Origin of the sequence: Massilia sp. GCM10023247 (assembly GCF_042653325.1) — a bacterium.
Lineage (GTDB): Bacteria > Pseudomonadota > Gammaproteobacteria > Burkholderiales > Burkholderiaceae_D > Telluria.
On record NZ_JBHSIB010000028.1, the window covers coordinates 14729 to 41111 of the forward strand.

The window sequence follows — 26383 nt, forward strand, 5'->3', positions numbered from 1 at the left end:
CAATCGCACTGCCGATCCATGTCCCTACCAAGAACAATCCGCCCCGCCACCGCCGACGATGCCGTCGCTATCTGCACCATCTACAACCGCTACGTCAGCGCGACAACCATCAGCTTCGAGGAAGAACCGGTCACCGTGGCAGAGATGGCCCAGCGCATCACAAACGTGCAGGCGGCGGCGCTGCCGTGGTTGTCCATGCTCGACGGCGACAAGTTGATCGGCTACGCCTACGCCACCAAATGGCGCGTGCGGCCCGCTTACCGGAGCTCGGTGGAAACCTCGGTCTACCTCGACCCGGACTACGCCGGGCAGGGCGTGGGCACGCTGCTCTACCAGGCACTGCTCGCCGACTTGCGCGCGCGTCGCTTGCACATGGCCATTGCCGGCATCGCCCAGCCGAACCAAGCGAGCGTACGCCTGCACGAGAAGCTGGGTTTTAGGAAGGTCGCCCACTTCAGCGAAGTCGGGCGCAAGTTCGACCGCTGGGTCGATGTCGGCTATTGGGAACTGAAACTGGGCGAAGAGATGCCGCCCGCTGACCGGAGTACGCCATGACCACGTCCGCCTGCCTCATCCTCATCGACATGCAGAAAGGCATGGCAAGCCCCAAGGCGGGCCAGCGCAACAATCCTGATGCCGAGGAAAACATCGCCAAGTTGCTGGAAACCTGGCGCGCACATGGCGGGCCGGTCGTTCACGTGCGCCACATCTCGCGCTCGAGCAGTTCGCCGTTTGCGCCCGGCCAGGCGGGTGCCGAGTTCCAGGAAGCCTTGCTGCCGCTGCCGCAGGAACACGTGGTCGAGAAGAACGTGACCGATGCTTTTATTCATTCCGGGCTGGAGCGCTGGCTGCGCGTGCGCGGGATCGAGGAGCTGGTCTTCGTCGGCGTGGCGACCAACTACTCGGTGGAGGCGAGTGCGCGCACTGCCGGCAACCTGGATTTTAGAACGGTCGTGGTGTCGGATGCAACGTTTGCGTTTGCGATGACGGACTATGCCGGCGCCGCGCGCGGGGCCGATGAGGTGCATGCGATGGCACTGGCGAATCTGGATGGGGAGTACGCGGCGATCCTGACGACGCAGGATGTGCTCGCGCAGACCATTGCGGACTGACACGGACACGCTTCGGGGTAGCGCAGCGGCTGCTTGAACGCGTGGGCGGCGTTTGCGCAGCGGGAATGCACGCGGACGGGTGTAGCCGTCCACCCTACCGTCCCTTTGCCAGGCGGCGCGCGAATCCTGCGCCGTGCGCTTTCTTCCGGTTCTACACTGGCTTGTCGAACAGGGAGGAACCAGCATGAACGACCGTGGTCATCTCGACGTAGAACTGCCGGCGCCCGGCGCGGTGCCATCGGGTCAGGCCGCGACCGGGCTGCTGAAACTCGACATCGGCAGCCGGCGCGACAGTTATCTCTACGTGCCCGAACATTACCGTCCGGAGCAACCCATGCCGCTGGTGTTGCTGCTGCACGGCGCCGGCGGCCATGCCCATGACGGCTTGCGCATCTTCCTGCACCTGGCCGATCACGCCGGGCTGATCCTCGCGGCGCCGGCCTCGCATGAGTCCACCTGGGACATCATCGCCCAGCGTACGTTCGGGGCGGATTTGAGGATGGTCGACCGCGCGCTCGCGCACGTGTTCGCGCACTACGCGATCGACACCAGGCACGTCGGCATCGGCGGCTTTTCGGACGGGGCCTCGTATGCGCTGACGCTGGGCCTGGCCAACGGCGAACTGTTCAGCCACGTGCTGGCCTTGTCGCCCGGGTTCATCGGGCCGATCGAACCGCAGGGCGCACCGGCCATTTTCATCTCCCATGGCGATGCCGATACGGTGCTGCCGGTCGACCATTGCAGCCGGGCCATCGTGCACCAATTGCGCGCTGCAGGCCATCCGCTGACCTACCGGGAGTTCAAGGGCGGCCACATCATCCCGCCCGAGATCGCGACCGAGGCAATCGACTGGTTCACAGGTATTCAATAAGCCCCAACTCATGCGGACGCCCCCACCCGGACGATTGGTCTACACTGTTCCGCGCAAGTTTGAATAACCGGATGACTGAAAGGGAATCGGATGAAAGCTCAATGGATCTGCGCAGCGCTGCTGTGCTCGACCTACCTGGGGGCGGCCGTGCATGCGGCCGAGCTGCGCGCGACGATGAATGCGGTGTCGGACAAGGGTGTCGGCAAGTCGGACGGCACGGTCACGGTCAGCGAAACGAAATATGGGCTGGTGTTCACGCCGGCGCTGACCGGGCTGCCGCCGGGCGTGCATGGCTTCCACGTGCACGAGAACGGCAGCTGCGCGACGAACCAGAAGGACGGCAAGCCGGTGCCGGCCGGCGCGGCGGGCGGGCACCTCGATACCACGGGTGCGAAAAAGCATGGCTTGCCGTGGGGTGACGGGCATATCGGCGACTTGCCGGCCCTGTACGTCGAAAGCTCGGGCGCGGCGAACAATCCGGTGCTGGCGCCGCGATTGAAGCTGGCCGATGTGAAGGGCAAGGCGCTGATGGTGCACGCGGGTGGGGATAATCACTCGGATCAGCCGGCGCCGCTCGGCGGTGGCGGGGCGCGCATTGTGTGCGGGATTATTCAGTGAAATAAAATTTCATCATAGGGTGTGGGTGAAATAATATTTCATCGCCCGTAGGCGTTGTTAGGCGCATGCCACGTGCAAGCGCCGCACCGCGTGGGAACGAGTGCCTACGCCGGCCGCGCCCACCCTACAAAAAAACGCCCGGCCATTGCGGACCGGGCGTTTTTACTTGCAAGCGCCGATTACTTGGCAGCGGCGCGGATCTTGCCGAAGGCGTCGCCTGCTTTCCACTGCGGCATCTTCGGAGAATCCGCGACCATGCGGCCCAGGTTCAGCGTGAATTGCGCCTGCTGCACCATGCCGGTCAGGTCCCAGCTCGGATCGTATTCGTCGTTGGCCTGGTGGTAGCGCGCGCGGTAGGATTTTGCCTTGGCGCTGTTCGCTTCGACGTCCTTGACCCAGGCGCTGCCGCCGCCGACCGAGAAGGCCGGGACGCCGGCTTTCGCGAAGCTGAAGTGGTCGCTGCGGAAGTAGCCGCCGGCCAGGTCCGGTTTTGCCGGTGCCACGGTGAGGCCCATCGATTTCGCGGTGGCGGCTGCCATCGCGCCCAGGTCGGTGCGCTCGCTGCCCGAGACGCCGATGTCCTTGGCCTGGCCGATCCAGTTCAGGCTGTCCAGGTTCAGGTTGGCGGCGGTCTTCGCGGCCGGCCACAGCGGGTTGGCGGCGTAGGCTGCGCTGCCCAGCAGGCCTTGCTCTTCGGCTGCCACCCACAGGAACATCTGCGAACGCTTGGCCGGGTTGCGCGCCGCTTCCTGGGCCATCGCCAGCAGGGCTGCGGTGCCCGAGGCATTGTCGACGGCGCCGTTGAAGATGGTGTCGCCTTCGGTACCCTGCTTGCCCATGTGATCCCAGTGGGCGCTGTAGATGACGACTTCGTCCTTCAGCTTGGGGTCGGTGCCCGGCACGACGCCGGCCACGTTGTATTCGTTCAGGTGACGGACCGCGGCGCGCGCTTCTCCTTTTACGCGCGCGTTCAGGGTGACCGGTTTAAAAGCCTTGTCTTCGGCAGCAAGCCGCAGTTTGTCCAGGTCCTGGCCGGCGGCCGCGAACAGCTTGCGGGCGCTGGCGTCGGTCATCCAGCCCTGCAGGCCGGTGCCCAGGTCCTTGTCGGCCAGCTGGAAGCGCTCGGCGGCGGCCCAGCTGTTCTGCACCACGCTCCAGCCGTAGGAGGCCGAGGCGTCGGTGTGGATCAGCAGGACGCCGGCCGCGCCCTGGCGCGCCGCTTCCTCGAATTTATAGGTCCAGCGGCCGTAGTAGGTCAGGCCGGCGCCGTTGAAGCGCTTCGGCTCGGCCGCGGTCGGGGCCGGGTCGTTGACCAGCATGACCAGCACCTTGCCCTTGGCATCCAGGCCCTTGTAGTCGTCCCAGCCTTCTTCCGGGGCGCTGATGCCGTAGCCAACGAACACCAGTTCCGCATCCATCTGGTGGTCCGGCTTGGCATCGCCCGGACCCCACACCCAGTCCGGCCCGAACTGCAGCGGCAGCGCCTGGCCGCCGGCGGTCAGCGCCACATTGCTCTGCTGCGGCAGCGCGCGCACGCCGGCGATCTTGACCTCCTGGCGGAAGCTGGTGCCGTTGGCCGGCTTCAGGCCGGCGGCGAGCGCCTGCGTTTCGAGATAGGTGACGGTCAACTCGCCGCCGCGCTGGCCGGTGCCGCGGCCCTCCAGCGCGTCCGAGGCCAGGAAGGCGAGATGGCCGCGCAGCGGCGCTTCCTTGACGATGGCGGCGGCCTTGCCGGCGGCGTGGGCGGGATAAGCGAATGCCAGGCTGCTGGCGAGGGCGGTGAGGACGACGGAGGAGACGATCTTGTGCATGGAATCCTGCTGCGAGTGGTTAATCGGTAGGTACACCCGGGGGTAAGCACGCTCGAGTGCGCGACACATTGTAGAGCAAGCGCTAATAAAACCACAGGGTGTCCGAACTCACCGATTTCGCGCTCAGCGGAATCAGGGGCGGCGTGCCCGCCGGCCGGGGTGGCAGCAAGCGCTCGGGCAGGCCTGGCAGCACCTCCTCGATCTTGACGGCGAAGATCGGATCGGACAGCACGTCGATCCGGAAGTGCAGCAGCGTGTCTTCCATCCCGTAGAGCACGATGCTCAAGGTCTTCGCTTCCACATCGAGCAGCACGCGCCCGTTGACGGTCACGCGGACCGGGCGCGCATATTTGACCTCCATGCGGATCTGCGGCGCGCGGTTCTTCGACACCAGCGTGAAGTCGGCATGCCGGTTCGGCGCCTTGCCACTCCGCAGGATGCGCACGAAGGGGAACTCCAGCCCGTCGCGCGGCGCCCAGGCATACCACTGCCTCGGGCTCTCCCAGCCGAACACGTTGACGAAGACATGCGGCTGCTTCAGGTTCGAAAACAGCTTGCGCTCCCACGGGTCGAGCGGCCCAGCCGGATGCAGCCAGTAGGCGTCCCAGCTCGGCATGTCCTTGTAGTAGACCAGGCCGTTCGCGCGCGCCAGCGGCGCCTCTGTAAACTCGTCGGCGCTGCCTGCCAGCGCCAGCCCACCGAGCCCGGCCAGCACCAGGGCGCGTGCCGTATAGCGCCGCGCACGGGCCAGCAGCAGCGTCGACACGCCCAGCAGCAGCGCCAGCATCGCCACCGGCAGGTTCATGCGCAGCGGAGAGAGCGCCATGAAGGTGTCGCGCAGCGCCGGCGGCACCAGCAGCACGGCCGGCAGCACGCCGAGCAGCAGCGCGGCCAGCCGGGCCGCGGGCGGCCAGGCCGCCACCCGGCGCGCATGCAGGCCGGCGTATGAGGCCAGCGCCGCCAGCAGCGGCCACACGATCAGGTAGCTCGCGCCGGGCGCCAGCCAGCTCGCCGCCAGCAGCACCAGCGTCAGGCCGACCAGGGCGCCCAGCATCGCCGCCGCCGTGCCGGTCAGCCGCTGCAGGGCGCGCTGGGCGGCGATGAACAAGCCCGTGCAGAGCGCGGCGATCGCGCCCAGGTAGAGCAGGGCGTACCGGTCGTGGGTGGGCGCCGCCGGATTCCAGGCGCGGTGCAGCGCCGGGCCCTGCATCCACAGCTGCCAGGCCAGCACCCCGAGCGCGACCGCGATCGAGGGCACGATGAAGCAGGCCGCCACCAACTGCGGATAGTCGACCCTGGCGCGCCGCCGCGCGCTCCACAGCACGCCCGCCAGCAGCAGGCAGGCCAGGCTTGTGAACACCCAGGCCAGCTCGCCGCCGTACTGCACCGTCCCCGCCAGGGGCAGCGCGAACATGACTTGTCCGTGCGCGGCGCGCGGCTCCAGCTGCGCGGCGCCGAAGTGCCGGGCCAGGCGCAGCATCGCGCTGCCCATGTGCTGCAGCGTGGGATGCTCCAGCCGGGCCGGGACGTCGAGCGCCTGGGCGCGGTCGAAGGGCCGGCCGCGATTGGCGAACTGCAGCACCGGCGCATCGAGCCGCGCCAGCGCGCCGGGGTGCAGCGGGCGCGGCACCAGCCGGTAGACTTCGTGCATCAGGGACGAGCCGGAAACGTCCGGCGTGGCGCGCAGCCAGCCGTCGACGACACTCCGGTTGGCGCCCTGCGCGCCCACCAGCTCCAGCGGGCCGCCGCTGCCGGCGCCGTCGAAGCGCAAGGCCAGTCCCACCTCGCGCGCCCACGGATGCTGCTCCACGAAGGCCTGCATCCCCAAGCTGCCGACGCGCTCGCCGTCGGCGAACAGCACCAGCACGTCGTTGGCCGGCGGCGTGCCGGCGCCTGCGGCACGCAGGGCGCGCAGGGTTTCCAGCAGCGCCGCCACCGGCGCCGCGCCGCCGGCAGCGGCCAGGCTGGCCGGCGCGCTGTCGTAATGCGCGGCCAGCAGCAGGGCCGGGCGGCGCTGCTGCGCGGGCGCCGTGCCGGGCAGGCGCACCAGGACGTTGTGCACCACGGCCAGCGTCGCCTGGTAGTTGGCGTTGTAGTCGACATAGTTCTTCTGCACCAGCGCCTGCTGCACCTCGGGCTCCAGGCCGATCGCGCGCAGCTGGCGCACCAGGTAGGCGCGCGCTTCGCGGTTGGCATCGCTGGCGATCGGGCGCGGCGCACGCGCCAGCGCCTCCACATGCCGGGCCGCGCGCGCCGCCGAGAACTGCGAGAGTGACGCATCGAGCGGCGCCGCCGGCGGCAGCGGCGGGCGCGCCGGGCGCAGCGCCAGGTAGCCGAGCAAGGCGACGAGGACCAGGCTGGCCGCAAGGCCGCGCCGGCCGATCGGGGTGGTGAGGGGCGAATCAGCAGACATGACGGAGCATCCTTCGAGTTCGATGCGCGCAGGGTGAACAAGGGCCTGCCCGCGGCGCAGGCACAAAAAAACCCGCCGGGCCTCGGCCTGGCGGGCAAACAGGGGAATGGTGTAGATTATTCGAGCGACCAGACGTAGGCGATCTGGGCCCAGCCGGCTTCGGCCACGCCGTTGTTCATCGCCGGCTTGAACTGGCACAGGCTGAGGGCGTTCACTGCGGCCCGGTCGAGGTCGCGCGAGCCGCTCGATTTTTGAACGCGCGAACTGGTCACGCGGCCGTCGGCGCCGACCAGCAGGGCCAGGGTGACGGTGCCGGTGTCGCCGTTGCGGGCGGCGCTGACCGGGTACTCGGGCTTGGCGCAGCCGCTGGCGTCGGCCAGTACGGCGCTGCGCATCGCGCCGCTGTTCGCGGATGGGGTCGTTGGTTGGGCCGGCGTCTCGGCCTGGTAGGGCTGGGCCGGCTCCTGCGCCGGCGGCGCTTCCGTGGTGGCCTGCAGCGGGTTGTCTATCGGCGGCGGCGGCACGTCGACTTCGACCTTCGGCACCGAGATCTTCGGCGGCGCCAGTTTCGGCAGTGCTGCCGGCGGCTCGGGCGGCGCCGGCGGCGGCTTCACCGGTTCCGGTGTCATGAAGACGACCAGGTCCTCGGGCAGGCTGGGAAGCGAGATGGCTTTGTTGTTGGTGAGATTGATGACGCCGATGGCGATCAGGGCGTGCAGCCCTGCGACCATGGCGAATTTGCCTGCCTTGCTGCCGTTGCCGTGTTCCAGGTGAGCGAAATGCATGGCGATCTCCTTGTTGTTATGCCCCGCATGAACGGCTGCGCAGGGCTTTTGCTTACGGAAAGTGCGTCATATTTCTAGGTTGTGGAATAAATATATGCTATTAACGAGTAATCGGTAAAGCGTTTTCTTGGCAATTGTGTATGCCTGCGTGGACCGGAGCGTGCTGCGGCCAAGAGAAACAGGGGCGTCGATGCTCCTCGCTTCACCGCCCGTTGTATGGAATAATCCCCTCGTACCCGATGCATCTTCTGTCTCATGGCACACATAGCTGCGAGACATTGGTAAGCAGATGTAAGACAGCGAATGGAGAGAGAGTGAACAAGCCAACAACAATCCGCGTCATGCTGGCCGACGACCACCCGATCGTGATGACGGGCTTCGCGATGTCGCTCGGCGCCGAGGGCATGGACGTGGTCGGCCAGGCGCGCACCCCGAGCGAGGCGGTGGCGCTGTACGCCGAGACGAAACCGGACGTCGTCGTGCTCGACATCCGCTTCGGCACCGAGTTGACCGGGCTCGACGCGGCCCAGAACATCCTGCGCGCCGACCCGCAGGCCAAGGTCGTGTTCCTCAGCCAGTTCGACCAGGACAGCCTGATCAAGGAAACCTACCGCATCGGCGCGCACGCCTTTGTCACCAAGGATTGCGACCCGGCCGACCTGGCGGCGGCCGTGCGCCAGGCCCATGCCGGCAAACTGTATTTTCCGCCGCAGATCGCCGAGCGCCTCGCCAGCATCGCCGTACGCGGCGACGTCTCGCCGCAGTCGCAGCTGGACGAACGCGGGCTGGAGATTTTCCGGCTCATGGCCGAGGGACTGACCAATGCCGAAATCGCCGAGAAGCTGAACCTGTCGACCAAGACCATCAGCAATACCAGCCAGTCGATCAAGGAAAAGCTGGGCGTCGAGCGCCAGGCCCACATCACCAAGCTGGCCGTGAAGTACGGCCTGATCGAGCCGTAACGCGCGATGCGCCGCGCCCGCGTCTCGCCACGCCCGCTTCTGCGCCGCCTTGCCGCGGCGCTGGCGCTGGCGGCCTGTGCGCCGGGCGCCCTGGCCGCGCCGGCTAATGCGCCCGGTGCGCCTGCCGCCGGCTACCGCTTCCAGATCGTCACCGGCGACGACAGCGGCCTCACTTCGCGCATCGCCGAAGACCTGCTCAAGCGCCTGGTGCCGATCTTCGCCGGCTACCGCACCGAACTGGCCCAGCGCCGGCGCATGGTGTACGTGGCGATCGGCCCGAACGCGCTGCGCGAGGTGGCGCGGCGGCGCTGCGACTGCGTCGTGATTTCCGCCTTCACCTCGAGCCAGGTGTGGCATGCGGTCGCCGACCAGCTGCCGCCGGCGCGCGCGCGCGCCATGACGGCGGTGTATGCGGAACCGGCGCCTGCCGACCAGCTGCGCCTGGCGACGCTGCTGTACCGGCGGCCGGTGCGCGCCGCCGTGCTGCTCGGCCCCGAGACCGCGTTTTTGCTGCCTCAGCTGATCCCGGACCTCGCCGGCCAGGCCGAGATCCTGCAAGTGGCCCGCGAGGACGACATGAGCGATGTGCTGGCCCGCACCGGCCGCGCCGAAGTCCTGCTGGCGCTGCCCGACAGCGCCGTCTACAACCCTGAGAACATCCGCAACATCCTGCTCTCGACCTACCGCCGCAAGCAGGCGGTGATCGGTTTTTCCGCCGACATGGTCAAGGTCGGCGCGCTGGCCTCGACCTATTCCGAGGTCGAGGACATCAACGCCCAGGTGGCCGAGCTGGCCGCCACCTTCGCCGCCAGCGGCAGGCTGCCGCCGCCGCAGTTCCCGCGTTACTTCCGCACCGCGATCAACGAGGGCGTGGCGCGCTCGCTCGACATCGAGGTGAGCGAAGAGGCGCACCGCTTCGCCCGCGCACGGCCATGAACGCGCGTTCCTGGGACGGCTCCCGGCGTTTTTCGTGGCGCTTCTGGCGCAGCTGGAGCATCGGCCTGCGCATGGCGTTTATTACCATGCTGCCGGTGGTGTTCCTGTTCACCGCCTTTGTCTGGTACTCCTGGTACGCGCACCGGGCTCAGGTAGCGGAAGAGTTGTCCGAGCGCGGGCGCATCCTGGCGCGCGCGCTGGCCGAAACCAGCGAATACAACGTCATCTCGGGTAACCTCACCGACCTGCGCCTCACCATCAACGGCCTGGTCCAGTCCGACAAAAGCATCCACCGGGTCGACATCCTCGATGCCGCCGGTCGGACGGCGCTGCGCGTCACCTCGACCCTGGCCCAGGACGCCGAGCCGCATTTCTACGAGGCGCCGATCCGCAAGCAGGTGGTGTGGATCAACCTGTTTTCGGATAACGGCACGCCGCACGTGACGGCATCGAGCGATGCGCGCCCGCCCACGCTGACCACCGAGATCGTGGGCGCGGTGCAGGTCACCATGTCGCCTTCGAACATGCTGGCCAAGCAGACGGCACGCTTTCGGGTGGTGCTGACGATGGCGGCGCTGGCGCTGGTCGCCAGCGGCCTGCTGGCCTGGGTGCTGGCGCGTTCGCTGACCCAGCCGCTGAAGGAGGCGATTGGCGCGCTGCGCGCGATCCGCGGCGGCCAGTACCGGGTCGAGCTGCCGGTGACGACCGGCGGAGAAATCGGCGAGCTGCAGGCCTCGATCGGCGAGATGTCGGTGGCGCTCGAGCGCTCGACCCAGGACCTGGAAAACAAGGTGATGGAGCGTACCCGCGACCTGGTCGAGTCGCGCAACGAAGCGCTGCGCGCCGACGCCGACAAGAGAAAACTGATCCAGAAAGTAAACAGCATCATCGAGGACGAGCGCAAGACCATGGCGGTCGAAATCCACGACGAACTGAACGCGTCCTTGATCGCCGTGCGCCTGGAAGCGCAGAGCATCGCCACGCTGGCCTCCAAAGCGCCGCCGGGGCCGGAGGTCGACGACATCCGCGCGAAAGCGCAGGCCGTCACCAAGCTCGCGCTCGACCTGTACGCCAACGGCCGGCGCCTGGTGCGCCGCCTGCGCCCCGAGGTGCTCGACATGCTGGGCCTGCACGGCGCCGTCGAGGAAATGCTGCGCCACTACGACAGCGGATCGGGCTGCCGCTTCACCTTCCACTCGGAAGGCGATTTTTCGAAGCTCGGCAACGAGCTGGCCATTTCCGCCTACCGCATCGTGCAGGAAGCGCTGTCGAACATCATGAAGCATGCGGGCGCCACCGCCGCCGAGGTCACGCTGGTGCTCGACGCCGGCCAGGGCCTGCTGCGCATCGAGGTCGAGGACAACGGAGCAGGCTTCGACCCCACCCACAACAGCGAAGGCATCGGCATCATCGGCATGCGCGAGCGGGTGTATGCGCTGCACGGCACGATCGCGGTGCGCTCGGCGCCGCAGCGCGGCACCACGGTCGCCATCACGCTGCCGCTCGCGCCCGCATCCGCCTCTCCACCGGCCGGCGCAACTGCTGTATCGTAGCGGCCTGTCTTAACCTTTTGCCCAATCCACCATGTCGAACGAATTGAAGACGCCCTACGAACGGGGTAACCTGAACCAGACCACCACCTGGGCCGAGTGCATCGCCTGGTACGAAAACCTCGCGCAGCGTTACCCGGGCGTGCTGCAGTTCAAGGCGATCGGCACCTCGGATGCGGGCGTGCCGATCCACGCGGGCGTGGTCAGCAGCGACGGCGTCTTCGAGCTTGACGCGATCAAGGCGGCCGGGCGTCCGGTCTTCTTCAACAACAACGGCATCCACCCGGGCGAACCGGAAGGCGTCGACGGCTGCATGGCGCTGGTGCGCGACTTCTGCACCCAGCCCGAACGCCTCGCCGCGCTTGGTAACACCGTGTTCCTGTTCGTCCCGCTGTACAACGTCGACGGCAGCCTGAACCGCGCGAATACCTCGCGCGTGAACCAGGACGGCCCCGAGCAGTTCGGCTTTCGCGGCAACAGCCGCCACCTCGACCTGAACCGCGACTTTGTCAAGTGCGACACCCTCACGGCCCAGGTTTTCAATCGCCTGTTCGCCGGCTGGGATCCGGACGTGATGGTCGACACCCATACCTCGAACGGCGCCGACTACAGCTACACCATGACCCTGATCCACACCCAGGCCGACAAGCTGGGCGGAGAGCTGGGCAGCTTCCTCGCCGACACCATGCTGCCGGCGATCTACGCCGGAATGGAGCAGCGCGGCTGGCCGACCTGCCCGTACGTGAATCCGGTGCAGGACAGCCCGGACCACGGCATCGCCGACTTCCTGGAGACGGCGCGCTTCTCGACCGGCTACGCGGCCCTGCACCACACGATCGGTTTCATGCCCGAGACGCACATGCTCAAACCCTTCAAGGACCGCTACGAGTCGATGCGCGCCCTGGTCGAGACGGCGCTCGATTTCACGGTCAGGCATGGCGCGCAGATCCAGTCGCTGCGCCGCGCCGCCAGGCAAGCGGGCCGCACCCGCGCCGAGTGGCCGATCCACTGGGTGATGGACGAAGCAAACCCCTCGACCTTCCGCTTCAAGGGCTACGAGGCGAAGTACAAGCCGAGCGTGCTGGGCGACTACACCCGCCTGTACTACGACCGCAATAAACCGTGGGAGCGTGACATCGCCTGGTACAACCGTTTCAAGGCTGACGTGACGGTGCCCGCGCCGAAGGCCTATGTGATTCCGCAAGCCTGGCGCGAAGCCATCGAGCGCCTGGAACTGAACGGCGTGCGGATGGAGCGCGTGGCGCAGGACCGCATGCAGGACGTCGCCTGCTACCACGTCGTCTCGGTCAGCTCGCGCCCGAACGCCTACGAGGGCCACATGTTCCACGACGAGGTCCAGCTGGAGAAGCGCCAGGCTTCGGTGCTGCTGCGCGCCGGCGACTATCTCGTTCCGCTCGACCAGGACCGGGCGCGCTATGTCGTCGAAACCCTGGAGCCGCTGGCCCACGACAGCTTCTTCCGCTGGGGCTTCTTCAACAGCGTGCTGGAGAAGAAGGAAGCGTATTCGGATTACGTGTTCGAGGACGAAGCCGAACGGCTGCTGGCGGAGGAGCCGGAGCTGGCCGCGAAGTTCAATGCATGGAAGAAGGCTCACCCTTCCTTGCTGGCCAACCAGGAAGCGGTGCTCGACTTCATCTTCGCCAACTGCGCGAAGTACCGCGAACCGGAATGGCGCCGCTATCCGGTATTCATGATTCCATAACCGGCGTTTCCTGTAGGGTGGGCACTCCGTGCCCACGCGGATTGAACATACCAATAACAGATCAGGCAACAGCCCCACATTACGCATGCACACCACGCTCCGCGCCACCATCGCCGCTGCGACAGTATCCCTGTCCAGCCTCGCCGTCGCCGCCCCCACCGCCGGCCAGACCTTCTTCGAACAAAACTGCGCCAGCTGCCACACGGTCGACCCCGCACTGTCCTCGCGCGCCGGCCCCGGCCTGTACAACCTCCTCAACCGCAAGGCCGGCGCCGTCCCCGGCTTTAACTACACCGACGCCATGACCAGGGCCGGCGCCGCCGGCAAAACCTGGACCCGCGAAGAGCTCGACCTGTTCCTGCGCGACCCGAACAAGAACGTGCCGGGCACCGCGATGCCGATCGGCGTCGCCGACGCCGGGCAGCGCGCCGCCGTGATCGACTACCTGGCCACGCAAGGCGGCAAGGCCGCCGCCGCGGCGGCTACCGCCACGGCGAAGAAGGGCGAAGGCGACAGCGCCGCCTGGACCATGGACAAGCCGGGCGACCTGCACCACATCAAGCCGGCCGAGCTGGTCGCGCCCTTCGGCACCGAGAGCGCCGGCAACGGCCCCAAGCTCGCCGCCCGTCCCGACGGCGCCATGCCCGCCGTCCCCAAGGGTTTCAAGGTGACGGTCTACGCCGAGGGCCTCGGCAAGCCGCGCCTGCCACTGCGCGCGCCGAACGGAGACCTGTTCCTGTCGGAAGCGGCCAAGGGCCAGATCACGGTGCTGCGCTCGAGCAAGGGCGACAAGGCCGACAGCGCGAGCGTGTTCGCCAGCGGCCTGTCGCGCCCCTACGGCATGGCCTTCTGGCCGAACGCCGCCCAGCCGCGCTACCTGTACGTGGCCAACGTGAATTCGGTGGTGCGCTTCCCCTACAGCGTGGGCGACGTGCAGGCGAAGGGCGAGCCGGAAGTCGTGATCGAGAAGATCAGCGACACCAGCGGCGGCCACGTGACGCGCACGATCGCCTTCTCGAACGACGGCAAGACGATGTTCCTGTCGGTCGGCTCGGCCACCAACTATGCCTCGAAGATCGGCGCCACGCCGCCGCAGCCGCTGGCGCAGTGGGACGCAAAGTATGGTTTAGGAGCCGCCTGGGGCGAAGAGACCGAACGCGCCGCCGTGCTGGCCTTCGACGCGGACGGGCGCAACCGCAGGCCGTATGCCAACGGCCTGCGCAACTGCGTCGGCATGCTGGTGCACCCGAAGACGAACGAACTGTTCTGCAGCGTCAACGAGCGGGATGAGCTGGGCGACAACCTGCCGCCGGACTACGTCACCCGCGTCAAGAAGGGCGCCTTCTACGGCTGGCCCTGGTACTACATCGGCGCCAACGAAGACCCGCGCCTGCAAGGCATCCGTCCCGACCTGAAGGATAAAGTGACCGTGCCCGACACCCTGATCCAGGCGCACTCGGCGCCGCTGGGCATGGTGGTCTACCAGGCGCCGAAAGGAGCGAAATACGCGTTTCCGAAAGCCTATGAAGGCGACATCTTCCTGGCCCTGCACGGCTCCTGGAACCGGGGTATTCGCACCGGCTACAAGCTGGTGCGCGTGATGATGAAGAACGGCGCGCCGACCGGCCAGTACCAGGACTTCATGACCGGCATGGTGCTCAGCGACCGCGATGTGTGGGGACGGCCGGCGGCGGTCGAAGTAGCCCTCGACGGCGCGCTTCTGGTGGTCGACGACGGCGGCGGGGTGGTGTGGCGGATTACGCCGGAGAAGTGATGCGCACAACAGGTAGGGTGGACGGCTCCACCCTCGTGCGTGATGCCTCGCGACCTTCGATGCCGTCCACGCGTTCAACGCCCGGAAGCGCCGACGCGGGATGATCGGGGACAGCTGAACGCGTGGACGGCATCCCGGGCTGCAGCAGTTCTCGCGCCCGGGTGTAGTCGTCCACCCTACCTATTTGCGGCGGCCGGTTTTTGTCGTCTTACTTCGACGCCGCAATCCAGCGATCGACCTTCGCCTCCAGCAGCGACAGCGGCAGCGTCCCTTCACCCAGCACGATGTCGTGGAACTTGCGGATGTCGAATTTCTGCCCCAGCGCCGCTTCCGCGCGGTGGCGCAGTTCGACGATCTTCAGCGAACCGATCTTGTAGCCCAGCGCCTGGCCCGGCCACACCATGTAGCGCTCGATCTGGGCGCGCGATTCGGCTTCGCTGTAGCCCAGCGTGTTCGAGAAATAGGTGATCGCCTGCTCGCGCGACCAGCCCTTGCTGTGCAGGCCGGTGTCGGCCACCAGGCGCGCGGCGCGCAGCATTTCGTCGTTCAGGTGGCCGAAATAATCTTCCGGCTTGTCGAACAGGCCCATCTCCTTGCCCAGCGTTTCGGCGTACAGCGCCCAGCCTTCGGTGAAGGCGTTGTTGCCGCCGAACTTGCGGAAGTTCGGCAGGCCGAGTTCCTGCACCAGCGCGATGTGGAAGTGGTGGCCCGGCGCGCCTTCGTGCAGGTAGAGGGTGACCATGCCGGTGCTGCCGTACTGGCGCGGGTCGTTCACGACCGACCAGAACACGCCCGGCCGGCTGCCGTCCACGGCTGGCGGCGTGTAGTGGTCCGACGCCGTGGCGCGGCTCAGTTCCGGTTCGAGGCGCAGGTCGAGCGGCGCCTTCGGGCGCAGGTTGAACAGCGCCGGCAGCTTGGTGCGCAGCTGGGCATCGAGCTTGCGGTAGACCTCGATGACTTCCTGTTCCGTTTTGAACGGCTTGAAGCGCGCCTGCTGCGCCACCCAGGCCGGCAGGCCGGCCGCCGGTCCGTTGTAGCCCATCTTCGGGCCGATGCGGCCGTATTCTCCCTGGATGCGCGCCACTTCCTTCAGGCCGATCTCGTGGATCGCGTCCGGCGTCAAATCCGTGGTGGTCTGGCTCGCGACGCGCACCTTGTACCACTCGGCGCCGTTCGGCAGGGCATTCCAGCCGCTGGTGGTACGTGTCGCCGGCAGGTATTCCTTTTCGAGGAAGGTCGCCAGGCGGGCCAAGGCCGGATTGAGCTTGCCGCCAATCGCGTCGCCATACAGTTTGGTGAGCGCGCGCTTGTCGGCGTCCGAAAACGCGGCCGGGAAGTTTTTCACCGGGGTGTAATAGATGCTCGCTTCAGGCGTGCCGGCCACCAGCTGCCTGAACTGGGGCAGGGCGGAAGTCATGACCGACTTCGGGTGCACGATGCCGCGCTTGATCCCCTCTCTCATGTTGGCGATCGCCTGGTCGACCCACGGGCCCAACTGTGCCAGGCGGCTGGCGTAGGCGCGGTAGTCCTTGACGGTCGACAGCGGCTGCGCGCCCTGGCCGCTGGCGTAGTTGGCCAGCGTCACCGGCAGGCTGTCCATCTGGTTGATCGGCAGCAGGTGTTCCGGGAAGGGCTCGAAGCGCAATGCGGTTGCCAGCTCGTAGTCGAGGATGTCGTAGCTGGTCTGGTCGCGGTTGTCCAGGCCGGCGCGCGCGATCGCGTGCAGGCGCTTCTGGAAGGCTTTATAGCGCGCGAACTGCTTGGCGCGCTCGGCGGGCGCGATCGACATGCCGAGCTGGTCGATGAAGCGGTTGTCGCCGCTCTCGCTGGCGGACACCGGATCGAAGCGGGCGAGGGCGTCGTAGTACTCGTCGGCGAGCTGGTTGAGCGCCCTGGCCGCCTGCGGGTTGGCGGCGGCTTGCGCGGCCGGCGTCGCCGGCTGGGCGGCGCCGGCCGGGGCGCAGGCGATGAGGGCGGCGGCGGCAAGCGCGCCGAGCTTGAAGATCTGGGTCATGTCGGGATTCCGTTAATAGCTGGCCAGCGGCGCCAGCGCGCCATTTTTGAACGTGTAGACGGTCACGGTGGTCTTCTTGAGGTTGCCCTTGTCGTCGTAGCCGTAGGTGCCGACCACGCCCGGATAGCTGAGCGTGCGCAGCTGCTGGGCCACGGCTGCCGGGGCGAGCGAGTTGGCCGCCTTCATGGCCTGGGCAATGAACATGGTCTGGTCATAGAACGAGGGCGCGTACACGTCCGGCTCGCGCTTGAAGCGCTGCTTGTACTTGGCGAGGAAGGCCGGGCCGGCCGCCTGCTTGGCGATGATCGCGCCGGCCTGGGCGCAGCGCACGTTCTCGCCGACGGCCGGGCCGCCGAGTTTCGCCATCTCGGGGCTGCACAGGGTGTCGCCGCCCAGCAGCGGCACGTTCAGGCCGAGCGCCTTCATCTGGCGCGCCATCGGCGCCGCCTGCGGCGCATAGCCGCCGAAGAAGATGGCGTCGACCTTCTTCGCGCGCAGCGAGGTCAGGATGGCGGCGAAATCGCTCGCCTTGTCGTTGGTGAATTCATGGCCCGCGACCTTCATGCCGGCCGCCTGCGCCTGGCGCTTGAACTCGGTCGCGATGCCGGTGCCGAAGGCGGTGCGGTCGTCGATGATGCCGACGTTCTTGAGCTTCAGTTCACGCGCGGCGTAGTTCGCCATCGCGCCGCCCACCTGCGAATCGCTGGCCACGATGCGGAACACGCCTTTATAGCCGCCTTGGGTGATCTTCGGGTTGGTGCCGACCGTCGACATCAGGGCGCCGGCGTCGTTGTAGACGCGCGAAGCGGGAATCGCCACGCCCGAGTTGTAGGGCCCGAGCACGAACTTGACGCCGCCGTCGGCCAGCTTCTGCGCCACCGTCACGCCCTGTTTCGGGTCGCCGGCGTCGTCTTCGGACTGCAGCACGAAGCGCACCGGCTTGCCGGCGATGCTGATCTTCTGGGTGTTGAGTTCTTCGACGGCGAGGCGCACGCCGTTTTCGTTGTCCTTGCCGGCAAAGGCATTGGCGCCCGAGAGGGGGCCGGTCACGCCGATTTTGACCACTTGTTCCTGCGCCAGCGCGGCGCCAGGAGTACCCAGGGCGCACAGCAGCGCGGCCAGCGCCAGTGGCGCCATGTTCATTTTCGATGGCATCAGCCTGTCTCCGTTATGTTCGAACGGATGCCATCATCGCATAAAGTGGCTCAGCGGTGGCGGCGCCTCAAGCCGGCAAGCCGTGCGCAATCAGCTCCAGCGGCAGGGCGGTCGTGCACTTGATCTGCTCCATCGAAAAGGCCGAGGACACGCCGCTCAGCTGCGCCGTCTTGATCAGCTTCTTGTAGAAGCGGTCGTAGCCTGCGATGTCGGTGGTGGCCACTTTCAGCAGGTAGTCGACGTCGCCGCTCATGCGGTGAAACTCGAGCACTTCGGGCAGGGCGATGACGGCGGCGGCAAAGCGCTCCAGCCATTTTTCGTCGTGCTCGCTGGTGCGCACGCTTACGAACACCGTGACCGGCAGCCCGACCTTCTGGCGGTTGACGATCGTGACCCGGCTTTCGATATACCCCTCTTCCTCGAGGCGCTTGACGCGTTTCCAGCAGGGGGTGCTGGAGAGGCCGACTTTTTCGGACAGGCCGGAAATGGACAGCGTCGCATCGGCCTGGAGTGCAGCCAGAATCGCACAATCAAACTTGTCTAGTGAATTCATTTTAATTATAGGTCGCTTACAGAATGTACGTGCTAAACCTAGGCGAATTCTAGCAAAAATCGAAACGTGCTCTCCGCCCTATCTATGTAACATATTGCTTAACAATAACACGATCTCGGCGCGTGTTTACGCTTTTTTCGATGAATTATGGATAATGAAATTTACCTCGACGCGAACGCGACCTCGCCGGTGCTGCCGGCGGCCATCGACGCTGCCGTGGCGGCACTGAAGGACACCTACGGTAACCCGAGCAGCAGCCACGCGGCCGGCCTGCGCGCCCGCAAGCTGCTCGACGATACGCGGGCCTGCGCGCGCCGCGTGCTCGGCGCGGCGAGCGGGCGCCTGGTGTTTACCAGCGGCGCCACCGAAGGCATCCAGACCGCCGTGCTGTCGGCGCTGTGCGCGCTGCGCGAGCGGCGCGCGGCCGGACTGCCCTGCGGCGACCTGCTGCTCTACGGCGCGACCGAACACAAGGCCGTGCCGGAGAGCCTGGCGCACTGGAACCGGGTGCTCGGCACCGGCTTGACCTTGACACCGCTCGCGGTCGACGCCAATGGACGCCACTGCCTGGAACAGTTGCGCGAACTGGCGCCGCGCACCGCCTTCCTGTGCACGATGGCGGCGAATAACGAGAGCGGCGCCGTGTCCGACCTCGACCGGATCGCCGCCGTGCTGGACGACACCGGCAGCCCGGCGCTGTGGATGGTCGACTGCGTCCAGGCGCTCGGCAAGCTGCCGCTGGCGCTCGGCGCCACCCGCATCGACTACGCGCCCTTCTCGGGGCATAAACTGTATGCGCCCAAGGGCGTCGGCATGCTCTACGTGCGCGAGGGCGCGCCTTACACCGCCCTGATGTGCGGCGGCGGCCAGGAAGCCGGGCAGCGCTCGGGCACCGAGAACATGGCCGGGATCGCGGCATTCGGCGCGGTGCTGCGCGCGCTGGAAGAGGGCCGGACCTTCCGCTCGCACGCCGCGCTCGCCGCCTGCCGCGAGCGCCTGGCAGCCGCCCTGCGCGCAGCCTTCCCGGCCGTCGAATTCAACCTGCCTGCCGAGCACGCGCTGCCGACCACGCTCAATTTTTCGGTGCCGGGCGTGTCGAGCAAGGAACTGCTCGACCTGTTCGACGCGGCCGGGGTCCGGGTCAGCGCGGGCTCGGCCTGTTCGGCGGCCAAGGCGGCGCCGAGTTATGTGCTGCAGGCGATGGGCCTGCCGGATGCGCGCTGTGCGAATGCGGTGCGCATGTCCTTCGGCCCGCTGGCCGACGATGCCTTTATCGATGAGGCTTGCGCGCGCATCGTGCGCTGCGGCCAGTTGCTGGCCGCGGCGGCGCCGGTGCCGCCCGGCGCCCTGGACGCGCTGCCGCCCGTCGATCCGGCCCTGGCCGAGCGCATCGCCGTCGATGGCGCCGGCCTGGCCCGTTTCCTCGAGCAGCATCCGGGCGCGCTCCTGATCGACGTGCGCGAAGCCTGCGAGCACGCGGCCGGAACGCCCTCGCTGCACGGGCGCGCCGCGTGCAACCTGCCGCTGTCGCGGCTGGCCGAGCATGCGCCGCGCCTCGGCACGGAGCCGCGCCCGCTGGTGTTCTTCTGCCGCAGCGGCAACCGCAGCGCCAGGGCGGCTCAACTGGTGCAGGGGCTGGGACACCCCAACGTGCGCCACCTGGCCGGGGGACTGGCGCTGTTCGCAGGATGAAGCCGGGCTGAAATCGCGGCTGAGATTTTGGCTGAAAATTCCGGCTGAGATTCCGGCTGTGATGCCGGCTGTGATGCCGGCTGTGCGCGGCGGACTGTCTGTTCGCGGAGTCTCTGTTCGCTATCGCACCGTCTCGATTCGGATGAGGTCTTAGCATGGTGGCAGGCGTGTGCAGCGATGCTCGCCTGGGCCGGCGGCTTTGCGGCCGCGCACCGGCTCGCATGCACGCCCATCATCGAGGCTCCTGTTGAACGAAGAATTGCACTCCCTGCCCGAGGCAGCGCACGCGGGGGATTTCCCCGTCCAGAGCGCGCTGGCCACGGACGCCTTGCCCCTGCGCGCCGAACTGTTCAGCGCCGCGCAGATGGCGCTGCACGGCCGCCGGCTGGCCGCCTGGCACGCGCTGGCGCCGCAGCCGGAGCCGGGCCGCGCGCGCCTGCTGGCGCGCCTGGCCGATAACGCGGCCGTCATCGCCAGCGCCTGCACCCTGCTGGCGCGCCATGCGAGCGCGGCCGGCGCGCCCGCCGCCGAGGCGCTGCTCGGCCACCAGTCCCTGATCGACGAGCACATCCGCTCGGTGCGCCAGCACCTGCCGCGCCAGGCGGGCCTGGCCTTGCCCTGCCTGGCCGCGCCCGCGCCGAACGCCGGCCAGCCGCGCATCTGGTGCCTGGCGCTGGAAGCGGTCGCGCATGGCGACGGCGGCCTCGGGCACGACATGCTGGCGCGCTTCGTCGCCGCCTACCAGGAGGGCGCGCCGCTGGCGCTGGCCGAACTGCAGGCCTTTCCCGCCATGCTGCGCATGGCCCTGGTCGAGAACCTGCGCCGCCTGGCCGCCCGCCTCGAATACGCTCACCAGCAGCGCGACCTGGCGCGCGAGTGGGCGACGCGCATGGAAAGCACCGCCGATGCCCGTCCCGGCGACCTGGTCCTGCTGATGGCCGACATGGCGCGCGAGGTGCCGGCCATGGACGCCGCTTTCGTGGCCGAGCTGGCGCATCGCCTGGAAGGGCGCGACGGCGCGCTGGAAGCGGTGCTGCACTGGCTCGCGACGCGCCTGGCCGACGACGGCGCCACGCTCGCGCAGCAGGTCGAGATCGACGCGCTCGACGATGCCGCCGACGCCGTGTCGCTCGCCAACAGCATCGCCAGCCTGCGCCTGCTGGGCACGATCGACTGGAGCGCCTTCCTCGAGGCCGCCAGCGCGGTCGAGGCGGCGCTGCGCACCGATCCCGCCGCCGTCTACCCGCGCATGGACGCCGCCAGCCGCGACCGTTACCGGCAGGCCGTGGCCCGCCTGGCACGCCAGTCCGGCCGCGGCGAGGCGGAGGTGGCGGCCGGGGCGCTGGCGCTGGCCGGCGCGGCCGCGTCCGGCGGCGCGGCGGATGCCCGCAGCGGCCATGTCGGCCATTACCTGATCGGGGCCGGCCTGCCGGCCTTGCGCGCGCGCCTCGGCCAGCGCCCCGGCTGGCTGGCGGCGCTGCAGGGCGCCGCGCGGCGCCGGCCGCTGCTGGCCTGGCTCGGCAGCGCCGCCACCTTGACCCTGCTGTTCGTGGTGGCGCTGCTGGTGCATGCCTGGCGCGGCGGCGCCATGGCGGGCGAGCTGCTCCTGGTCGGCGTGCTGGCGGCCTGCGGCGCCAGCGAGCTCGCGCTGGCCTTGACCAGGCAGATGGCCTCGCGCCTGGCCGCGCCGCGCCTGCTGCCGCGCATGGATTTCGGCAGCGGCATCCCGCCGCACTGCCGCAGCCTGGTGGCGGTGACGGCGCTGCTCGAGAGCCGCGCGGGCGTGGCGGCGCTGTGCCGCCGGCTCGAGCTGCACTATCTCGCCAACCGCGAGCCGCAGCTGCGCTTTTGCCTGCTGCTCGACCTGGCCGACGCCCCAGGCGAGACGCTGCCTGCCGACGCCGGCCTGCTGGAGGCGGCCGGCGCCGCCATCGCGGCGCTCAATGCCCGTCATGGGGCATCCTTCCTGCTGCTGTGCCGGCGGCGCACCTGGAGCGCGAGCGAGCGTGCCTGGATCGGCCGCGAGCGCAAGCGCGGGGCGCTGGCCGACCTCAACGCCTTGCTGCGCGGCGCGGGCCGCGAGCAATTTACCTTGATCGAGGGCGACAACGAGACGCTGGCCGGCGTGCGCTACGTGATCGCGCTCGAGGCCGATACCCGGCTCCCGCACGGCAGCGCGCGCCAGATGGCGGCGGCGCTGGCGCACCCGCTGAACCAGCCCGTGCTGGCCGCCGACGGCCGCAGCGTCGTCGCCGGCCATGGCTTCCTGCAGGCCTGCGTGACGCGCTCGCTGCCGCTGGACGGGACCTCGCGCCATGCCCGCCTGTGCGGCGGCGAACCCGGCGTCGACCTGCTGCCGCGCCCGGCGGCAAACGTGTTCCAGGACCTGTTTGGCCAGGGCGCGACCGGCGGCCAGGGCATCTACGAGGTCGACGCCTGTGCGCGCGTGCTGGCCGGCCTGCCTGACGACACGGTGCTGTCGCACGAGCTGCTGGCCGGCAGCCTGCTGGCAGGCGGGCTGCTGGGCGACGTCCACCTGTGGCAGCCGGCGCCGGCGCGCTACCGCGACGACACGGCGCGCCGCCGGCGCCGGGTGCGCGGCGACTGGCAGCTGGCGGGCTGGCTGCGCGCGCGCATCCATGCCGCGGACGGCCGCCGCGTGGCCAATCCGCTCGGACCGCTGGCGCGCTGCAAGCTGCTCGAGCGCCTGCGCCGCAGCCTGGTCGCGCCCACGCTCACCGCCACGCTGGTGCTGTGCTGGGCGCTGCTGCCGTCGCCCGCGTTCTGGAGCGCGGCCGCCCTGTCCGTGTTCTTTATGCCGGCCTTTATCGACATGCTGCTGCAACTGGTGGACAAGCCGCACGACGCCCTGTGGCGCCAGCACCTGGCCAACTGGGGGCAGGGCGCGCGCATCGCCCTGCGGCGCGCCGTGATGCAGGCCGTTTTCCTGCCGCATGCGGCCTGGGTCAGCCTGGATGCGATCGCGCGCGCCGGCTGGCGCATGCTGGTGTCGCGCCGGAGCCTGCTGGAAACCGAAGCGGCGCAGCCGGCGCCGGCGCGCTCGGAAATCGAACTGAACGTGCGGCAGATGTGGTTTGCCCTGGCGCTGCCGGCCTGCGTGGCGGTGCTGCTGACCTTCCAGCACCCGCTGGCGCTGTTCGCGGCCGCGCCCCTGCTGCTGCTGTGGTTCCTGTCGCCGGTGATCGCCTGGTGGGTCAGCCTGCCGGTCGAGCGCCCCCAGGAACAGCGTCCCGCGCTGGCCGACAGCCAGGCCCTGTTCCTGGGCGCCCTCGCGCGCCGCCACTGGGGCTATTTCGAGACCTTTGCCGGCCCGCAGGACAACTGGCTGCCGCCCGACAGCATGCAGGAACACCCGCATGTCCGGACCACGCACCGCACCTCGCCGACCGACATCGGCATCGGCCTGCTGGCCAACCTGGCGGCCTGGGACTTCGGCTTCGTTCCCCAGGCCGACCTGCTGGCACGGGTGCGCGCGGCCTTCGACAGCATGGCGCTGCTGGAGCGCCACCGCGGCCACTTCTGCCACTGGTACGACACGCAGACGCTGGCGCCGCTGCAGCCGATGATGGTGTCGACCAGCGACAGCGGCAACCTGGCCGCGCACCTGCTGACGCTGGCCGCCGGCCTCGAAGGATTGATCGACGCGCCGGTCGCCAGCAGGCAGTCGCTGGCCGGCATGCGCGCGACCCTGCAGGTGGTGCAGGACTGCGCGCACGCGGCCGGGCAGGAGCCGGCGCCGGCCCTGCGCGCGGCCCTCGAGCGCGCCTGGCAGGCACTCCAGCCCGAGGCGGGCCCCAAGGCCGACACCCTGCCTGGCCTGGCCGACTGCCTGGCCGGCGCCGTGCAGGCGGCCGCGCAGCTGGTGTCCGCCCTGCCGGACGACGCCGGCGCTGCCCTGCGCGAGTGGAGCGCGCGCTTCGAGGCCGATTGCCGCGCCATCCACGACGACCTGCTGACGCTGGCTCCCTGGATGCTGTCGGCCCAGGAATACGTGTTCGAAGCCAGCCTGACGCGCATCCCGACCCTGCGCGAGCTGGCCGCCTACGCGCTGCCGCCCGCGGCCGCTGCCGATGAGGGACCAGCCGCGCGCGCGCTGGCGGCGATGGTGGCCGCCGGCGCCGGCGCCGCGCGGGCGCGCCTGGAGGACATCGGCGAGCTGGCGCGGCGCGCGCGCGGCTTCGCCGACATGGATTTCGGCTTCCTGTACCGCGCCGAGACGGGCCTGCTCGCCAGCGGCTACAACGCCAGCGAGGACAGCCTCGCGCCCGGGGACTGCGAGCTGCTGGCCTCGGAAGCGCGCCTGGCCAGCTTCATCGGCATCGCGCGCGGCCAGCTGCCGCCGGCGCACTGGCTTGCCTTGAAACGCCCGCTCGGCCTGGTCGACGGCGAGCAACTGCTGCTTTCCAGCCACGGGGCGATGTCCGACCACCTGGCGCCGCAGCTGGTGATGCCGGCCTATCGCGGCACCCTGCTCGAAAAAAGCGCCCAGGCGCTGGTACGGGTGCAGGTGCTGCATGGCGACCGCCACCGGATCCCGTGGGGCATGTCAGAGTCCGGCTTCAACAGCGTCGATGCGGCGATGAACTACGGCTACCAATCGTTCGGCGTCCCCGGCACCGGACTGGCGCGCGGGATGGGCGACGAACCCGTGATCGCGCCCCATGCGGCGCTGCTGGCGCTGACGGTCGCGCCGGACGAGGCCATCGCCAACCTGGAACGCATGGCGCGCCTCGGCTGGGTCGGCCAATATGGCCTGTACGAGGCCGTCGATTACGCGCCGGCGCGCCTGCCGGCCAAGCAGAAGCACGTGCTGGTGCGCGCCTTCATGGCGCACCACCAGGGCATGGGCCTGCTGGCCCTGTCGCAGTTGCTGCACGCGCGGCCGATGCAGGCGCGCTTCGAGGCCGATGCGGCGCTCGCCGCCGCCTTGCCGCTGCTGTACGAGCGGATGCCGAAGGCGGGCGCTTTCGATGCCGAGCGCGGCGCCGCGGCGCCGGCCCATGCGGCGCTGCCGGCGCCGCCCGCCCGCCGCACGGTCGACCGGACCGGCGCCGCGCACGAAGTGCAACTGCTGTCGAACGGCCGCTACCACGTGATGGTGAACAGCGACGGCGCCGGCTACAGCCGCTGGGACGGCCTGGCGGTGACGCGCTGGGACGCCGATGCCGTCAGCGACAACGCGGGGGTGTTCTGCTACCTGCGCGACCTCGACGGCGGCGCGCTGTGGTCCTCGGCCTTCCAGCCGACGCTGGCGCAGCCCGCGCATTACGAAGCCGTGTTCCCCGAGGGCCGCGCCGAGCTGCGCCGGGTCGACGAGGGCATCGAGCTGGTCACCGAGATCGTGGTCGTGCCCGGCGACGACGTCGAGCTGCGCCGCATGCGCATCCGTAACGGCGCGGGCGCGCCGCGCCGCATCGAATTGACGAGCTGTGCCGAACCGGTGCTGGCGCCGCCAGCGGATTCCCGGCCGGCGCTGCGCAGCGAGATCCTGGCCGCGCAGCATGCGCTCCTGTGCACGCCGGTCAACGACGCCCGGGACGCTGGCGGGCCCTGGCTGCTGCACCTGATGGCAGTGCACGGCGGCGCCGCCGGCGGCGCCTCCTTCGAGACCGACCGCCGCCGCCGCGCCGGCCGCGCCGGCGCGGACCTGCTGCCGGGCGCGCTCGGCGGCGAGGGCGGGCAGGGGGCTGCGCCGCTGCTGGCGATCCGCCGCGTGCTGACCCTGGGCGCCGGCGAGGAGGCGACGGTCGACCTGGTGCTCGGCATGGCGCCCACGCACGAGGAGGCGCTGGACCTGCTTGGCCGCTACCAGCAGCGCCAGGCCAGCGATGCCGCCTTCGAGCTGGCCTGGACCGAGGCCCAGGCGCTGCTGCGCCAGCTCGACATCGCCGAGCCGGAGGCCGCCCTGTACGCGCGCCTGGCCGGCGCCCTGCTGTACCCGCAGCGCGCGCTGCGCGCCGATCCCGGCCTGATCGCCCGCAACCGCCTGGGGCAGGCCGGCCTGTGGCCCTACGGGATCTCGGGCGACCTGCCGATCATGCTGGTGCAGGTGCGCGAGGCCCCCGGTCTGCACCTCGTGCGCCAGCTGGTGCAGGCGCACGGCTACTGGCGCCGCAAGGGGCTGGCGGCCGATCTCGTGATCTGGGCGCCGGACGCGCTGCAACTCCAGGTCGCGCGCCTGCTGGCATCCGGCGCCGCGGACGACGACGGGCCCGGCGGGATGTTCGCGTTTGCGGCGGACGGCATGCCGGAGGACGACCGCGTGCTGATGCAGGCGGTGGCGCGCGTGATGCTGGACGACCGGCGCGGCGGCCTGGCCGAGCAGCTGGCGCGCGCGGCGGCATCCGCGCCACCCGCCGCGCCGCCGCCGCGCCCCACGCCGCCACCGAGCGC

General features: G+C 69.3%; 17 protein-coding genes. 11 read left to right on the plus strand and 6 right to left on the minus strand.

All coding sequences use genetic code 11. The features are described from left to right. The first annotated feature begins 18 nt into the window (after nucleotides 1-18). From ACFPAH_RS22260 to sodC, 4 genes are all read left to right on the plus strand, one after another. Nucleotides 19-555: an arsinothricin resistance N-acetyltransferase ArsN1 family B gene (locus tag ACFPAH_RS22260; RefSeq protein ID WP_379749703.1), complete on the plus strand. Its 537-nt coding sequence runs from the start codon at nucleotides 19-21 to the stop codon at nucleotides 553-555. After that, nucleotides 552-1112 carry a cysteine hydrolase family protein gene (locus ACFPAH_RS22265; protein ID WP_379749705.1) on the plus strand — a complete coding sequence of 187 codons (561 nt, stop codon included), beginning with the start codon at nucleotides 552-554 and terminating at the stop codon, nucleotides 1110-1112. The genes ACFPAH_RS22260 and ACFPAH_RS22265 overlap by 4 nt, the downstream gene beginning before the upstream one ends. A 184-nt stretch (nucleotides 1113-1296) precedes the next feature. Continuing rightward, nucleotides 1297-1983, plus strand: a complete 687-nt coding sequence (locus tag ACFPAH_RS22270; RefSeq protein ID WP_379749707.1) for an alpha/beta hydrolase — start codon at nucleotides 1297-1299, stop codon at nucleotides 1981-1983. A gap of 90 nt (nucleotides 1984-2073) precedes the next feature. Further along, nucleotides 2074-2601, plus strand: coding sequence for a superoxide dismutase [Cu-Zn] SodC (gene sodC / locus ACFPAH_RS22275; protein WP_379749709.1), 528 nt, complete (start codon nucleotides 2074-2076; stop codon nucleotides 2599-2601). A gap of 179 nt (nucleotides 2602-2780) precedes the next feature. Here sodC and ACFPAH_RS22280 read toward each other — a convergent pair whose 3' ends face one another. From ACFPAH_RS22280 to ACFPAH_RS22290, 3 genes are all read right to left on the minus strand, one after another. Then, nucleotides 2781-4412, minus strand: a complete 1632-nt coding sequence (locus tag ACFPAH_RS22280; RefSeq protein WP_379749711.1) for a M28 family peptidase — start codon at nucleotides 4410-4412, stop codon at nucleotides 2781-2783. 82 nt (nucleotides 4413-4494) lie between these two features. Continuing rightward, on the minus strand, nucleotides 4495-6825 hold the full coding sequence (locus ACFPAH_RS22285; protein WP_379749712.1) for a M28 family peptidase: 2331 nt from the start codon (nucleotides 6823-6825) through the stop codon (nucleotides 4495-4497). A gap of 116 nt (nucleotides 6826-6941) precedes the next feature. Then, nucleotides 6942-7610, minus strand: a complete 669-nt coding sequence (locus ACFPAH_RS22290) for an energy transducer TonB (protein ID WP_379749713.1) — start codon at nucleotides 7608-7610, stop codon at nucleotides 6942-6944. 314 nt (nucleotides 7611-7924) lie between these two features. Between ACFPAH_RS22290 and ACFPAH_RS22295 the strand changes: the two genes are divergently transcribed. From ACFPAH_RS22295 to ACFPAH_RS22315, 5 genes are all read left to right on the plus strand, one after another. Further along, a complete protein-coding gene (locus ACFPAH_RS22295) occupies nucleotides 7925-8572 on the plus strand; it encodes a response regulator (RefSeq protein ID WP_379749715.1) in 648 nt (215 codons plus the stop codon). A 6-nt stretch (nucleotides 8573-8578) separates the two neighbouring features. Continuing rightward, nucleotides 8579-9508, plus strand: a complete 930-nt coding sequence (locus ACFPAH_RS22300; RefSeq protein WP_379749717.1) for a hypothetical protein — start codon at nucleotides 8579-8581, stop codon at nucleotides 9506-9508. After that, on the plus strand, nucleotides 9505-11061 hold the full coding sequence (locus ACFPAH_RS22305) for a sensor histidine kinase (protein ID WP_379749719.1): 1557 nt from the start codon (nucleotides 9505-9507) through the stop codon (nucleotides 11059-11061). The genes ACFPAH_RS22300 and ACFPAH_RS22305 overlap by 4 nt, the downstream gene beginning before the upstream one ends. A 31-nt stretch (nucleotides 11062-11092) precedes the next feature. Next, complete coding sequence (locus ACFPAH_RS22310) at nucleotides 11093-12781, plus strand: M14 family zinc carboxypeptidase (protein ID WP_379749721.1); 1689 nt, start codon at nucleotides 11093-11095, stop codon at nucleotides 12779-12781. Nucleotides 12782-12866: 85 nt separating this feature from the next. Next, nucleotides 12867-14555 carry a PQQ-dependent sugar dehydrogenase gene (locus ACFPAH_RS22315; protein WP_379749723.1) on the plus strand — a complete coding sequence of 563 codons (1689 nt, stop codon included), beginning with the start codon at nucleotides 12867-12869 and terminating at the stop codon, nucleotides 14553-14555. A gap of 208 nt (nucleotides 14556-14763) precedes the next feature. Here the strand turns inward: ACFPAH_RS22315 and ACFPAH_RS22320 are convergent, their stop codons facing one another. The 3 genes from ACFPAH_RS22320 to ACFPAH_RS22330 all read right to left on the minus strand — a co-directional run bounded on the left by ACFPAH_RS22320 (nucleotide 14764) and on the right by ACFPAH_RS22330 (nucleotide 18277). Further along, nucleotides 14764-16569, minus strand: a complete 1806-nt coding sequence (locus ACFPAH_RS22320; protein WP_379749725.1) for a DUF885 domain-containing protein — start codon at nucleotides 16567-16569, stop codon at nucleotides 14764-14766. 12 nt (nucleotides 16570-16581) lie between these two features. After that, nucleotides 16582-17724: a branched-chain amino acid ABC transporter substrate-binding protein gene (locus ACFPAH_RS22325; RefSeq protein ID WP_379749727.1), complete on the minus strand. Its 1143-nt coding sequence runs from the start codon at nucleotides 17722-17724 to the stop codon at nucleotides 16582-16584. Nucleotides 17725-17791: 67 nt separating this feature from the next. After that, nucleotides 17792-18277 (minus strand): Lrp/AsnC family transcriptional regulator, encoded by a 486-nt coding sequence (locus tag ACFPAH_RS22330; protein WP_379749729.1) that lies wholly within the window; start codon nucleotides 18275-18277, stop codon nucleotides 17792-17794. A 147-nt stretch (nucleotides 18278-18424) separates the two neighbouring features. Between ACFPAH_RS22330 and ACFPAH_RS22335 the strand changes: the two genes are divergently transcribed. Together ACFPAH_RS22335 and ACFPAH_RS22340 are read left to right on the plus strand one after the other, a co-directional pair. Next, nucleotides 18425-19969, plus strand: a complete 1545-nt coding sequence (locus ACFPAH_RS22335; protein WP_379749731.1) for an aminotransferase class V-fold PLP-dependent enzyme — start codon at nucleotides 18425-18427, stop codon at nucleotides 19967-19969. 247 nt (nucleotides 19970-20216) lie between these two features. After that, the coding region (locus ACFPAH_RS22340; protein WP_379749733.1) for a glucoamylase family protein at nucleotides 20217-26383 on the plus strand (6167 nt) is incomplete at its 3' end.

Bases quoted from the DNA above. Each gene is read 5' to 3' on its own strand.
- ACFPAH_RS22260 (WP_379749703.1), top strand. From the start codon at position 19: ATGTCCCTACCAAGAACAATCCGCCCCGCCACCGCCGACGATGCCGTC.
- ACFPAH_RS22265 (WP_379749705.1), top strand. From the start codon at position 552: ATGACCACGTCCGCCTGCCTCATCCTCATCGACATGCAGAAAGGCATG.
- ACFPAH_RS22270 (WP_379749707.1), top strand. From the start codon at position 1,297: ATGAACGACCGTGGTCATCTCGACGTAGAACTGCCGGCGCCCGGCGCG.
- sodC (WP_379749709.1), top strand. From the start codon at position 2,074: ATGAAAGCTCAATGGATCTGCGCAGCGCTGCTGTGCTCGACCTACCTG.
- ACFPAH_RS22280 (WP_379749711.1), bottom strand. From the start codon at position 4,412: ATGCACAAGATCGTCTCCTCCGTCGTCCTCACCGCCCTCGCCAGCAGC.
- ACFPAH_RS22285 (WP_379749712.1), bottom strand. From the start codon at position 6,825: ATGTCTGCTGATTCGCCCCTCACCACCCCGATCGGCCGGCGCGGCCTT.
- ACFPAH_RS22290 (WP_379749713.1), bottom strand. From the start codon at position 7,610: ATGCATTTCGCTCACCTGGAACACGGCAACGGCAGCAAGGCAGGCAAA.
- ACFPAH_RS22300 (WP_379749717.1), top strand. From the start codon at position 8,579: ATGCGCCGCGCCCGCGTCTCGCCACGCCCGCTTCTGCGCCGCCTTGCC.
- ACFPAH_RS22305 (WP_379749719.1), top strand. From the start codon at position 9,505: ATGAACGCGCGTTCCTGGGACGGCTCCCGGCGTTTTTCGTGGCGCTTC.
- ACFPAH_RS22310 (WP_379749721.1), top strand. From the start codon at position 11,093: ATGTCGAACGAATTGAAGACGCCCTACGAACGGGGTAACCTGAACCAG.
- ACFPAH_RS22315 (WP_379749723.1), top strand. From the start codon at position 12,867: ATGCACACCACGCTCCGCGCCACCATCGCCGCTGCGACAGTATCCCTG.
- ACFPAH_RS22320 (WP_379749725.1), bottom strand. From the start codon at position 16,569: ATGACCCAGATCTTCAAGCTCGGCGCGCTTGCCGCCGCCGCCCTCATC.
- ACFPAH_RS22325 (WP_379749727.1), bottom strand. From the start codon at position 17,724: ATGCCATCGAAAATGAACATGGCGCCACTGGCGCTGGCCGCGCTGCTG.
- ACFPAH_RS22330 (WP_379749729.1), bottom strand. From the start codon at position 18,277: ATGAATTCACTAGACAAGTTTGATTGTGCGATTCTGGCTGCACTCCAG.
- ACFPAH_RS22335 (WP_379749731.1), top strand. From the start codon at position 18,425: ATGGATAATGAAATTTACCTCGACGCGAACGCGACCTCGCCGGTGCTG.